This window comes from Lactobacillus sp. YT155 (assembly GCF_030504545.1).
Taxonomy (GTDB): Bacteria; Bacillota; Bacilli; order Lactobacillales; family Lactobacillaceae; genus BQUT01.
The window spans coordinates 206,431-218,950 of the sequence record NZ_JAUKWP010000002.1 but is presented as its reverse complement, the minus strand read 5'-3'; the positions used below and the strand labels follow the sequence as shown (position 1 = coordinate 218,950).

General features: G+C 34.5%; 14 protein-coding genes. 7 read left to right on the top strand and 7 right to left on the bottom strand.

The features are described 5' to 3' along the window. Positions 1 to 56: 56 nt before the first annotated feature. The 4 genes from Q2T76_RS03925 to Q2T76_RS03910 form a co-directional block, all read right to left on the bottom strand. A complete protein-coding gene (locus Q2T76_RS03925; protein ID WP_302084215.1) occupies positions 57 to 707 on the bottom strand; it encodes an NAD(P)-dependent oxidoreductase in 651 nt (216 codons plus the stop codon). A 133-nt stretch (positions 708 to 840) separates the two neighbouring features. Beyond that, positions 841 to 1,704 (bottom strand): class II fructose-1,6-bisphosphate aldolase, encoded by an 864-nt coding sequence (gene fba / locus Q2T76_RS03920; RefSeq protein WP_302084214.1) that lies wholly within the window; start codon positions 1,702 to 1,704, stop codon positions 841 to 843. Between the two features lie 273 nt (positions 1,705 to 1,977). Further along, positions 1,978 to 2,400, bottom strand: a complete 423-nt coding sequence (locus Q2T76_RS03915; RefSeq protein ID WP_302084213.1) for a GtrA family protein — start codon at positions 2,398 to 2,400, stop codon at positions 1,978 to 1,980. A 9-nt stretch (positions 2,401 to 2,409) separates the two neighbouring features. Continuing rightward, entirely contained in the window at positions 2,410 to 2,859 is a 450-nt protein-coding gene (locus Q2T76_RS03910) for a flavodoxin (RefSeq protein WP_302084212.1), read from the bottom strand. 130 nt (positions 2,860 to 2,989) lie between these two features. Here Q2T76_RS03910 and map point away from each other — a divergent pair, with 130 nt between their 5' ends. The 3 genes from map to galU are packed head-to-tail and all read left to right on the top strand — an operon-like array spanning position 2,990 to position 5,619. Next, complete coding sequence (gene map / locus Q2T76_RS03905; RefSeq protein WP_302084211.1) at positions 2,990 to 3,775, top strand: type I methionyl aminopeptidase; 786 nt, start codon at positions 2,990 to 2,992, stop codon at positions 3,773 to 3,775. Positions 3,776 to 3,792: 17 nt separating this feature from the next. Beyond that, positions 3,793 to 4,710, top strand: coding sequence for a YihY/virulence factor BrkB family protein (locus tag Q2T76_RS03900; RefSeq protein WP_302084210.1), 918 nt, complete (start codon positions 3,793 to 3,795; stop codon positions 4,708 to 4,710). A 21-nt stretch (positions 4,711 to 4,731) separates the two neighbouring features. Further along, a complete protein-coding gene (gene galU / locus Q2T76_RS03895; protein ID WP_302084209.1) occupies positions 4,732 to 5,619 on the top strand; it encodes a UTP--glucose-1-phosphate uridylyltransferase GalU in 888 nt (295 codons plus the stop codon). On the opposite strand, the gene Q2T76_RS03890 is transcribed toward galU, so the two are convergent. Next, positions 5,616 to 5,900, bottom strand: coding sequence for a hypothetical protein (locus tag Q2T76_RS03890; protein WP_302084208.1), 285 nt, complete (start codon positions 5,898 to 5,900; stop codon positions 5,616 to 5,618). The two genes, galU and Q2T76_RS03890, sit on opposite strands and share 4 nt — an antisense overlap. An 88-nt stretch (positions 5,901 to 5,988) precedes the next feature. Between Q2T76_RS03890 and Q2T76_RS03885 the strand changes: the two genes are divergently transcribed. The 3 genes from Q2T76_RS03885 to Q2T76_RS03875 are packed head-to-tail and all read left to right on the top strand — an operon-like array spanning position 5,989 to position 9,539. Next, entirely contained in the window at positions 5,989 to 7,125 is a 1,137-nt protein-coding gene (locus Q2T76_RS03885) for a thiolase family protein (RefSeq protein WP_302084207.1), read from the top strand. A gap of 10 nt (positions 7,126 to 7,135) precedes the next feature. Further along, a complete protein-coding gene (locus tag Q2T76_RS03880; RefSeq protein ID WP_302084206.1) occupies positions 7,136 to 8,371 on the top strand; it encodes a hydroxymethylglutaryl-CoA reductase, degradative in 1,236 nt (411 codons plus the stop codon). Between the two features lie 4 nt (positions 8,372 to 8,375). Beyond that, positions 8,376 to 9,539 carry a hydroxymethylglutaryl-CoA synthase gene (locus Q2T76_RS03875; protein ID WP_302084205.1) on the top strand — a complete coding sequence of 388 codons (1,164 nt, stop codon included), beginning with the start codon at positions 8,376 to 8,378 and terminating at the stop codon, positions 9,537 to 9,539. A gap of 265 nt (positions 9,540 to 9,804) precedes the next feature. Here Q2T76_RS03875 and Q2T76_RS03870 read toward each other — a convergent pair whose 3' ends face one another. Together Q2T76_RS03870 and rlmD are read right to left on the bottom strand one after the other, a co-directional pair. Continuing rightward, on the bottom strand, positions 9,805 to 10,278 hold the full coding sequence (locus tag Q2T76_RS03870) for a nucleoside 2-deoxyribosyltransferase (RefSeq protein ID WP_302084204.1): 474 nt from the start codon (positions 10,276 to 10,278) through the stop codon (positions 9,805 to 9,807). A gap of 9 nt (positions 10,279 to 10,287) precedes the next feature. Continuing rightward, positions 10,288 to 11,664, bottom strand: a complete 1,377-nt coding sequence (gene rlmD / locus Q2T76_RS03865) for a 23S rRNA (uracil(1939)-C(5))-methyltransferase RlmD (protein WP_302084203.1) — start codon at positions 11,662 to 11,664, stop codon at positions 10,288 to 10,290. 69 nt (positions 11,665 to 11,733) lie between these two features. Here rlmD and recX point away from each other — a divergent pair, with 69 nt between their 5' ends. Beyond that, the gene (recX, locus tag Q2T76_RS03860) at positions 11,734 to 12,516 is read left to right on the top strand and encodes a recombination regulator RecX (protein ID WP_302084202.1); all 783 of its coding nucleotides are present in this window, start codon (positions 11,734 to 11,736) and stop codon (positions 12,514 to 12,516) included. The last annotated feature ends 4 nt before the right edge of the window (positions 12,517 to 12,520 follow it).

Below are 12,520 nucleotides of genomic sequence, written 5' to 3'. Positions count from 1 at the left end.
GATAATAAGCATAGTCATAATAAAAAAGCATTCCTAATTCAGGAATGCTTTTTTTGTTATCCATTGGCAACTGTGAATCTTTCGTTTTTATGTTCAGGATGAAGTAGTTCTTCAATCATTGATATTGCCATCGTTTCAGAAGTTGTTTCTGATTCACCTGATTCATTAAATAAGAGGTGATCTTTTCCTTTAAGAATTGAGTCTGATTTGCTGCCAGCAACAAAGTTTAAGCCTGGTGAAATTCCAAACCAATCAACATTAGTTACTTTTCTTAGTAATTCTAATTCTTGTAGCTGAAACTTGGGAATAGCTCTCCAAGGTTCTGTGGATGGGTCGGCTTCAATATCCTTTAAAGCAGAATGATCATCTTCACCAACTAGCAAACTTCCAGCACCAAGAACGAAACCTAAGCGAGTTGAAGAATCCTTGAATAGATCAGTTAATTTCTCTGCTAAGTCAACATGTAGAATTGCTTGGTCTGGAGTAGTTGCAAATGCGTCGACGACAACATCGGCATTTTGAAAATCATTGAGTTCTAAATCGAATGCATCTTTTGCTAAAATTTCAATTGATGGTAAATTACTTTTTAATTCTTGTAATTTATCAGCTGAACGACCGTTAGCAATTACTTCTAAATTATTTTTTACTGCTTCTTTGACAATGGCACTTCCTGCCATTCCTGTGGCACCGATGATAAATATTTTCACAATTGAAAACCCTCTTTTATTTATTTTTAAAACTTTAATAGTTTAGCAAAAACAAGTTTTAATATTCAAATGATTAGCTCGCAAATTCAAATAAAAAAAACACTCACAATTGTGAGTGTTTTTTGAAATATTCTTATTTAACTTCTGGTGTACCAAACCATTCGATACGTGATTCAACTGTATCTTGGATAGCTTGTGTACCTGGTGCAAGAACTTTACGAGGATCGAATCCTTTTTCTTTCTTGTCATTACCAGCAGCGTAATATTCTTTAACAGCTTCTGACCAAGCAATTTGTTGTTCTGTATTAACGTTAACTTTGGCAATACCCATTGAGATTGCTTTAACGATTTGTTCCTTAGGAATTCCTGAACCACCATGAAGAACAAGTGGTGTATCAATTTCTTTAGCTAATTCAGCTAAACGATCAAAGTTAAGACCTTGCCAGTTTTCTGGGTAAACACCATGAATGTTACCAATACCAACAGCTAGGTAGTCAACACCTGTAGCAGCAAGTTGTTTTGCTTCTTCAACGTCAGCTAATTCACCAGCACCGATGATTCCGTCTTCTTCACCACCGATTGAACCAACTTCACCTTCAACAGAAATACCTTTTGAATGTGCCAAAGCAACGATTTCTTTGGTTTTTTCAAGGTTTTCTTCGAAAGGTAAGTCATGTCCATCAAACATAACTGAGTTGTAACCAGCAGCAATAGCTTCTTTAGCAGCTTCGTAGTTACCGTGATCCAAATGCATAATTACAGGAACTGTAATACCCATTGAATCGATTGTGTTAGCAACAAGGTTTTGTACTAACTTGTAACCACCCATATATTTACCAGCACCCATTGATGTTTGAATCAAGATAGGTGTATTTGTTTTTTGACCAGCAGCTAAGATTGCGCGAGTCCATTCAAGGTTGTTTGTGTTAAAAGCACCAACTGCGTAGTGACCTTCACGTGCAGCTTTGAAAATTTCATTACCATTAACTAAAGTCATTGATAATCCTCCTAAGTTTTAACCATTAAAATGGTTTTTTCATTCAACACTGTTCATTATACAATTTTATAACTAAAATTTGTAGGCAAACGCTAAATTAAAACGTTTTCAAAAAGAAAGTAGAAATAGTTATGATAATAACAGTTATTAGAACATCAATTAAGAAAAACCAATGAATTTTTTTGTTAGTAATTGAATAGTAAATAAACATAACTAGGGCAAAACTAAGATTCACTAATAACAAACTGAGAGCGATTAAAATTGAGTAATTTATCATTTTTTTCGTTTAAACCTATTGATAATATTTCGATTATTGTGCGTAAAAATTATTTTTGTAACCAAGTAGTTGATAATACCTACCAGAACTTGATCAAAGATTTTTACTCTAACTGGATGTGTAGGGAAAATCCAAACACCGATGTACATGATCCCCATATCGATGACCCAGGAAAAGGCACGAGCTGAGAAGAAGGACCCTAATTCGTGAAGATAGTCGACACGTGAATGCTTATCGTTTTTAAAAACAATGTGTTTGTTAGCAAAAAACGAAAACAAGTTGGAAATAAACCAAGCAATAGTGTTGGCGATGAGCATTGTTGAATGTAAGTTTGTATGGAATTGATCAAAGATGACAACATTGATTACAGATGCTAGAAAACCAAAAATTGAGTAGAATAGCAGATTAGTATATTTCATAATGTTTAATTATTGACCTTGAAATTTAGAAACCAACTCTTCGGCAAATTTGTCTAAATTGTCAATATCCTCTTCTTCGGGAGCCAATTCAACTTCTACTGGTTTAGCTCCACTAACGGCACCAATTTGTTCAAATATTTTGGCAAACTCATAAATTGCTCGACAAAAATCATCATAATAATGATCTCCTGAGCCACAAGTGCCATAAATTTTACCGGTGAGATCTTCTTCTTGAAGATCTTCATAAAAGTCTAAGGCTTCTTCCGGAACAATTCCATCTTCATATGTATATGTGGCAATGACACAAATGTCACTGTCGACAAAATCACTAGTATCAGTCTGCCCCATCTCGGAGACATCAACTTCACAACCTAGTTCTTGAAATTTTTCATCTAAGACATCAGCAATTTCTTCATCGTTTCCAGTAATACTACAAAAAACAATTTTTACTTTTGGCATAATGACCCTCCAACTTTTTCTAAAAGCTAAGATAGATTATAGCAAAAACGGGAAAGATAAACTATTTTCAGGAATTTTCTTAGGTTTTGCTTTATAATAGTTAAGTAACTTACTCAAGGAGATAGTTTAATTGATAACATTAAAATCAGAACGTGAAATTGAGGGAATGAGACAGTCAGGAGCATTACTAGCCGATACTCTCAATGAAATCGCTAAAATTATTAAACCGGGGATTTCTGCCTGGGAAATTGAAGAATTAGCTGATAACTATATTACTAGTCACGGTGGTACACCATCTGAAAAAGGGTTTGAAGGCTATAAGTATGCAACTTGTGTTTGTGTAAATGACGAAGTTGCTCATGGTACGCCAAGAAAAAATCTGATATTAAAAGATGGTGATATCGTTAAAGTTGATACCACCATTAATCTAAATGGATATGAAAGTGATTCTTGTCGTTCATATGCAGTTGGTACAGTGGATGACGACACTAAACGTCTAATGGAAGTAACTAAAAAAGCCTTGTATTTAGGAATTGATCAAGCAGTCGTCGGCAATAGAATTGGTGATATTGGCCATGCTATTCAACATTTTGTTGAGGATGAAAATGGCATGGGTGATGTTCGTGATTTAATTGGCCATGGAATTCAACCAACAATGCATGAGGAACCTAACGTACCTCACTATGGTAAAGCCGGTCACGGTTTACGTTTAAAAGAAGGCATGACAATCACGATTGAACCAATGGTTAATTTAGGAACATGGGAAATTGATACTCGCGTTATTGATGGTTGGGAATACTTTGTTTCTGCAGATGGCAGTAACTCGGCTCAATATGAACATACAATTGCCATCACTAAAGGTGGTCCTAAAATTTTAACTTCTCATGACCATGAATTTGATGCTAAATATTTGTAATTTGAAATAGGTTTAATATGAATAAAAATTCAAGTATTCCCATTTTCCAACAGAATATTTCTTTCAAAGAGAAAATGAAGGCTTTTGTAGCTGCAATTGGTAAATATTTAGACCAAGGGAATATATTAAATAACTCAAAAGTAGTAATTTATTATATCTTGTTGTCGCTGTTTCCCATTGTTATCATTATTGGAAACTTGTTGCCATTTTTAAATTTGAATGTGACAGAAGTTATTGAATATAGTCGCATAATTTTCCCTTCGCAAGTATCTAATTTACTCGAGCCAACAATTCGACAAATTCTTTCACAACAAAGTGGAGGATTGATTTCATTTGGTATTATTGTGGCATTGTGGTCAAGCTCTAAGGCAATTAATTCGATTCGCCAAGGAATAAATGAAATTTACGGTGTGAAAAAAATCTCGCAATACACCAAAAAGCCGCTTTTAGATATTGTCTTGAAACGCGGAATGTCATTTGTGATTACAATTCTTTCTGTATTGGCATTCTTTGTCGTAACAGTCGTTTTAATCTTTGGACAAATCTTTTTGGAATGGGTTATTAAAACCTTTCAAATTGAACAAGAGTTTTTAAAAGATTTCTTAACTTGGAAGTGGCCAATTGCCTTAACAGTAGTCTTTTTAGCCTTGTTTTTCCTATATTATTTCTTACCAAGTGTTAAAATTAAATTTAAGTCAGTTGTCATGGGGACAATTCTCACAACAACAGGGTTTTCATTATTAACACAGTTCTTCTCTTTATATATGAGATATTTCGGAACTGCTTGGAACAGTTATGGAACAATTGGGGCGTTTATAGTATTCTTATTATGGATGAATGCTTCATCAACCGTTTTCATGTTCGGAGGCGTGGTCAATGCCGCCTTTGCCGAATGTCTAGATGGGGATTTTAAAGTTTTAACTAGAAAAAAATAAAGTTTAATAAGAGGGTTCAAAATGAAAGTAAGAAAAGCTGTCATTCCAGCTGCTGGGTTGGGAACAAGATTTTTACCAGCAACCAAAGCCTTAGCTAAGGAAATGCTACCAATTGTTGATAAACCAACAATTCAATTTATCGTTGAGGAAGCCAAGCAATCAGGAATTGAAGATATTTTGATTGTTACTGGGAAAGCAAAGCGCTCGATCGAAGATCACTTTGACTCAGTTCCAGAACTAGAACAAAATCTAGAATCAAAGAATAAGACCGAATTACTAAAATTAGTTCAAGAAACAACTGATATTGGAGTTAATTTATACTACGCCAGACAAGTTCATCCCGATGGGTTAGGTGATGCTGTTCGCATGGCCAAAACATTTGTGGGTAATGAACCATTCGTAGTTATGCTTGGTGATGATTTGATGAATGATGAAGTTCCATTGACTAAGCAATTAATCAATGACTATGAGGAAACTAAATCTTCAACACTTGCTGTTATGCAAGTTCCAGAAGATGAAGTGTCTGCATACGGTGTTATCGATCCAAAGGGTGAAGAAAAACCAGGATTGTATAATGTAAAGACTTTTGTTGAAAAGCCTGCTAAAGAAGATGCTCCAAGTAATTTGGCAATCATTGGTCGTTACTTGTTGACACCAGAAATTTTTGAATTACTAGAAACTCAAGAACGTGGTGCTGGTAACGAGATTCAGTTAACTGATGCAATTGATCGTTTGAATCAAATTCAAAAAGTCTATGCTCATGAATTCACTGGTAAACGTTACGATGTTGGTAATAAGTTTGGTTACTTGGAAACAAGTATTCAATATGGTTTACAACATCCCCAAGTTAAGGATGATCTTAAAAAATACATCATTAACTTAGGAAAAGAACTAGAAAATAAAGATTAATATAAAACGATTTTTTGTTCACCAAGTCGCATTCCAAAGATTTGGTGATTTTTTTTATCTTTTTCAACAAAAACTGGTAAATCTAATTGATCTTTCTTATTCAGCAATAAAAGTAATTCCCAATTTTTGAGGCTCTTTTTGTTTTTAGTTAATTGACAAAAAATCTTGTCGTCACGTTTTTCGACAAGTTCAATTGCATAATCTTCTTTTTCTAAATTAGCAAAAATCATTTCGTTTTTTTGAATGTCTTTTAGAAATTCTAATAGGTCTATAACTCGCATCTTCAGTTATCCTTTTACTTGTAAGGCTTAGCGTTTTTAGGTATTGTATAGTAATAATTATAACAAAGAAAGTTATAGGTGAAATGTAATGGAATCAGTTGTTATTCTTGATGCAAAACGCACTCCGATTGGAAAATTTTTTGGAGGTTTGAGTGATTTAAGTTCTGTAGAAATAGCTACGAAACTGTTACAAAAAATGCTCCAACAAAATGGTGTCGCTGCTGATGATATTTCCCAGGTAATACTTGGCTCGGTTTATCAAGCAGGTAATGGGCAGAATGTGGCGCGACAAGTAGCTTTAAATTCAGGATTAAGTCAAAGTTCAACTGCCATGACAATTAATCAAGTATGTGGATCAGGACTTAAAGCAATTCATTTAGCTCAGTTAGCATTACAAGCTGACGAAGCAAAAATTATTGTTGCCGGTGGTGTTGAAAGTATGTCGTCCACACCATTCTTGAATCAACGTACAAATAAATTAGAGCACGATGAAAGCAACATTGATTCATTATTTAACGATGGTCTAAACGATGCTTTCAATCATCAAGCAATGGGTGTGACTGCAGAAAATGTTGCCGAAAAATATCATATTTCTAGAAAAGAACAAGATGAATTTGCTTACAACTCACAAATCAAAGCAAGCCAAGCAGATTTTAGTAAAGAAATTATCGCAATTAATGACCTAGAAACTGACGAATCAATTCGTGGTAATACAACAATTGAAAAACTGGGAACTCTTCCTACCAGCTTCAAAGAAAATGGAACAGTTACACCGGGGAATTCCTCACCAATCAATGATGGAGCTTCCTTGTTACTATTAACTACTAAGAAATATGCGGAAGAAAATAATCTCAACTATTTAGCCGAAATTAATAACTATGTTGAGTATGGTAATGATCCTGATTATATGGGATATGCTCCTTATTACGCTATTTCAGAATTGATGAAAAAAGAAAATTCACAGATAGACGATTACGATTTATTAGAAATAAACGAAGCTTTTGCTGCCCAAGCAGTTGCTGTGGCAAAAGATTTACAAATCGATTCCAATAAACTAAATATCAAAGGTGGAGCATTAGCTCTAGGGCATCCGTTAGGAGCATCCGGAGCTCGAATTGTAACCACACTAATTCATAACCTTCAAGAGACAAAGCAAACCACTGGAATTGCATCATTATGTATTGGTGGTGGTATGGGAATGGCAATGAGTTTGAAACTTCATTAAAGAGGCAAACATGGAAAAAAAGTTTTATGAACTTACTTCTCAAGAAAGAATTAAACAGCTTTTTGATAATCAAAAAATTACCGATGAACAAGAACAATATTTGCTGGCAAGTTTGAAAGAGGCAAGTGATGTAATTTCACTGTCGGAAAATACAATTGGCACAAATTCTTTACCTTTTTCAGTGATTTATCCTTTAAAAGTTAATGGAAATAATTATCTGGTTCCGATGTCAATTGAAGAACCATCAGTTGTAGCGGCAGCAGCAAACGGAGCCAAGCGAGCAACTCAAGGTTTGGGATTCAATACAGAGATAAGTGAGAAATTAATTGCTGGTCAAATAGTTTGGCAGACGAATAACACTGATATTTTAGTTAGTGAGTTGCAAGTCCACACTGATGACTTGAAGAAAAAAGTTGCAGAAATTAAACCAAGCTTAGTCAAGCGAGGTGGGGGTCTAGTAGATTTCCAGATTAATACCTATTCTGGTTTTGTTGAGCTAATTTTATTCATTGATACTGTCGATGCCATGGGGGCAAACATTGTTAATACAATTTGTGAAACTGTGGCGACACAATTAGACGAAGAACTTCAGCAACAACATCTATTTGCCATCTTATCCAATGTTGCTGAACGGCAATTAGTTAATTGTCGGGTCGAGATTCCTTTTGAAGAGTTAAAAACTGCTGCTTTAAGTGGAGAAGAAGTTGCTAAAAGAATTAATGAATTAAGTCAGTTTACCCAACTTTCCGATTACCGTGCTGCAACTAATAACAAGGGAATTCTTAACGGTATCTTTGCTGTACTACAGGCAACTGGAAATGATACGAGAGCAGTTAGTGTAGCTGTTGCTGAGTATTTAAAAAATCAAAAATCTTTGAGTAGCTGGAAAATTTCGGATGAGAAATTGGTTGGAAAGCTTGAACTACCATTACCAATCGGTAGCATCGGTGGAGCAATTTCCAGCTTACCAACAGCAAAAATTGCCATACAATTACTTGGAATAAGAGATGTCAAAGAATTAATGAGTGTTGTCGCCTCAGTTGGCTTAGCTAACAATTTATCGGCAATGCGAGCAATTGTTACTACGGGAATTCAAGAAGGACACATGTCATTGCAAGCCAAGAGTTTAGCAATTGCCGCTGGAGCGAAAGACGATGAAATTACGGCAGTTTATAAACAATTAAATGAATTAAAACAATATGATTTAGAAACCGCAAAACAAATTTTGAAAAAGATACGAGGGTAATCAAATGAACATTGGAATTGATAGAATTGATTTTTATACACCTAATCAATATGTGGATTTAGTTGATTTAGCAAAGAGACGTGATGTTGACCCTGACAAATTCACAATCGGAATTGGTCAGGAAAAGATGGGATTACCTTTAATCAGTCAAGATGCTGTGACAATGGCAGCCATGGCCGCTGATAAAATTCTAGATGAAGCAACCAAAAAAGATATTGAGTTGTTAATAATTGGTACTGAAAGTGGAGTTGATGAATCCAAAGCTGCTTCATTATTTGTTCGTGATTTAATCGGACTTCCAAAAACTGTCAGAGCTTTTGAGATTAAGGAAGCTTGTTATGGAGCAACTGCAGGAATTCAAATGGCTTATAACTTCGTGGCTCAGAATCCTGAAAAATCAGCACTAGTTATTAGTTCAGATATTGCTAGATATGGACTAAATACTCCCGGGGAAGTGACTCAAGGAGCCGGGGCAGTGGCAATGTTAATCAAAGCTGAGCCTAAGATTTTGGCATTACAAAATGATTCAGTCTTCATGAGTGAGAATGTGGGTGACTTCTGGCGACCAACTTTTTCTAAGTATGCTTTTGCAAGAGGTAAATTCTCCAACGAAGTTTACATCAGATTTTTTGATGAATTATATGATGCCTATTTTGAAAAAAACAATACGACTATCGATGATTTATCAGCAATACTATTCCATATTCCCTACTCAAAAATGGGTAAGAAGGCCTTACAATCAGTTGAAAACAAAGTGGACGAGGCTAAATATCACGAATTAATGCAACGTTATGAGAGTAGTATTTTACTTTCAAAGAGTATTGGTAACTTGTATACTGGCTCACTTTATTTAGGATTAATTTCCTATCTTGAAAATGCTGAAGACTTGAAAACTGATGATCAAATTATGTTATTCAGTTATGGATCTGGTTCAATGGGAGAAATTTTTACTGGAAAGTTGCAACCTGGATACAAAGAGAATTTGAATCAGGAACAGCACTTAAAGGAATTAGCTGAACGTAGGAAATTAAGTGTTGACGAATACGAAACTGAGTTTAAAAAAGAGATTGAAATTGTTGATGGTGACTGGTTCATTGGTAATTTAACCAATGAGAAATATTATCTTGAACAAATTAAAGAAAACGAGCGAATTTATAAGAGCTTATAAATTGAAAAGGTTTTCAAAAGATGATATATTCTAATTAGGAAAGGTGATTAGCTACAAAGGCAAGTCCCTTAGAAGATTAAGTTCCAAGATTTACAAGAAATAAGCATGTTAGTACATATGTTCAAAAGCATTAAAAGTATCCAAATAAAGAGTTGAAGGTGTTGCATATAATAAACAATAAGTTGTTATTAATCACAAAATCACCTTTCCGGGTACAAAAAGAGGTCATTTCATAAATTTTATGAAGTGACCTTTTTTAGTATGTTTATTTATATTTATTAATTGCAGAAATTAAATCTTCAACGTTATTGACTATCTCACCATTTAATTTAATCAATCCTGTGGTGTAAAGGTTAAGATAGTGGAACTGATTCTCCGCGATGGTAGATAAGGCTGTGAGCTTCTGTTGATTATCAAAACCTTGTTGTCGGGAGTCGGTGTACAAACCAATGATAGGGATGTTATTAGCGTAGGCAACACCAATTTCAGAAGCAACACCAGCATCGATACTAATACCGTCTAAAACAGCAATGACTAACTGGCTTTCAAGTAATTGATCAGTATCAGCTTTAGCAATCATTTCTGAATCAGCATAGGCGGATTTGTCATTAATAGCTGCGTTTTCTTGAGGTAAATAGATTTCTATGTCAGAAAAGTTATCTCGAATTTGTGCAACAATCTTTTCGTTAAAATCAAAATCGGCTTGTGAGAATAATCCATTTGCAAAATATACTTTCATGATGAACTCCTACTTTCTTTTTAATTTAACCACTGTTTCAACATGTGGTGTTTGAGGAAACATATCAATCGGCTGTAATTCTTCAACAATATATTTCTTTGTAAGTTGGCGGAGATCTTTGGCTAGAGTTGAAGGATTGCATGAAATATAAACAAATTTATCTGGCTGTTGATTCAAGATCAAATTGATCAAATCATTTTCCAAACCTGTGCGAGGTGGATCAACAATTAAAGTATTAATCTTGATATGTTCGTCCATCAATTCATTATAAACATCAACTGCGGTTCCAACTCGATAATCAGCGTTCTTGATGGAATTTTCTTCAGCATTTAGTTTAGCATCTTCGATGGCTTCAGGAATTATTTCGGAGCCATAAACTTGTTTAACGTGTTTAGCGAGAGTTAAACCAATTGTTCCTACTCCGGAATAGGCATCGTAGAGAACACTACTTTCATCGGCATCAAGGTATTTCAAAGCAATATCGTAGAGTTTTTCGGTTTGTTGTAAATTTAGTTGCAGAAAGGCACGTGGTGAAAGATTGAATGTGATACCGTTAATAACTTCTTGAAGATATTTTTCACCCCAGAGTAGTTGAGTATCTTCACCCCAGACTAGGCTGGTTTCACCTTGATTGACATTTTGTGAAATGGAAATAACTTCTGGGATTTCTTGTTGAATTAGTTCAATTAACTCACGTTTCTTTGGTAATTTCTTACTATTTGTAATAAAGGTTAACTGAGCATTTTTAAAAGCGTGTGATTCACGAACAACTAAAGTTTTTATGATTCCAGATTTTTCTTCCGGATTATAAATTGGAATATCCAGTTGTTCTAGAATTGGTTTTAAACGATTAATGATATTCATGGTTAATGGGGCTTGAGTAGGCATTTCAGGTAAGTCGACAAGTTCTTGAGTGCCGTGTTTATAAAGTCCAGCGATTACTTTGCCATCAACTTTTCGAACTTGAAATTGTGCTTTATTACGATATTCGAGTGGATGATTCATACCAATAGTTTCATTGATTTGATAGTTATTATAACCAGCGGGACGATACTTATCGAGCGCTTGGCGAAGAATATTTTGCTTTACTTTCAATTGCTCGGGATACTTAAGATGAGATAATTCTAGGCCACCAACTTGTTCAGCAAGTTTTTGAAATTCATCAGTCCTTTGCGAGCTTTTTTTTCGTATTTTATGTAAAGTGGCTTCAAGATATGTATCATGAATTTCGGTCACTTCACAGACAACCTCTTCACCTGTAATTGCTCCGGGAACGAAAGTGGTTTTGCGTTTGAAATAACCAATTCCTTCACCGTTAATACCGATTTTTTTGATGGTGAGTGGGAAACGGTCACCAATTTGTAATTCTGTCGAATCGTTTTGCATAGTTTACCTTTGCTTTTCATTAATTTAATATTAGTATTAATTGAAGTATATCATTGTGAGGAAAAATTGTTGGCAAAAATAACTAAAATTCAGGCACAAAAAAGAAAAGGCCGATTCAATATTTTTCTAGATGGAAAATATGCTTTTGCGGTGAGCGAAAATATTCTGATTAAGTATCATTTATATAAAGATACTGAGTTGACCGAAGCAGAAATTGAGCAAATAAAAGTTAAAGAAAATGTTGATAAGTATTATGTCCGAGCTTTGGATTATATTAGCCATCAAATTCGCACAACCAAAGAGATTAAAGATTTTTTGAAAGACAGAGAAGTTGAAGATGATGATATCAAAATAATTATTGAGAAGCTGGAAGAAAATCGCTATCTAAATGACGAATCGTATACCAAGAGTTTCATCAATACACAGTTGATTACCGGAGTAGATGGGCCGATTGTGATTCAAAATAAGCTCTTTAAAAAAGGTATCGACAAGAAAATGGCAGATCAAGAACTGCTTAATGTTGATTATAATCAGTGGTTGGAGAATGCGACAAAAGCTGCGATTAAAATTCAAAAGCACGCCACACGACAATCGTTTAAGAATTTGTTGAATAAAATCAAAACGGGGTTGATGCAAAAAGGTTATACGTCAGAAATCATTGAAGAGGTAATGAGTAATCTTGATTTAGATGTTGATGAAGAACAAGAAGCAGAAAACCTTCAAAGAGAATTCACCAAAGCTCAAAAACATTATGAAGGTAAAGAAAATGCCCACAATAAAATTTATCAATCACTACTAAGAAAAGGATTCAATAGTAGTGCAATCACTAATTTACTAAACAAAAAAGACTAGAATT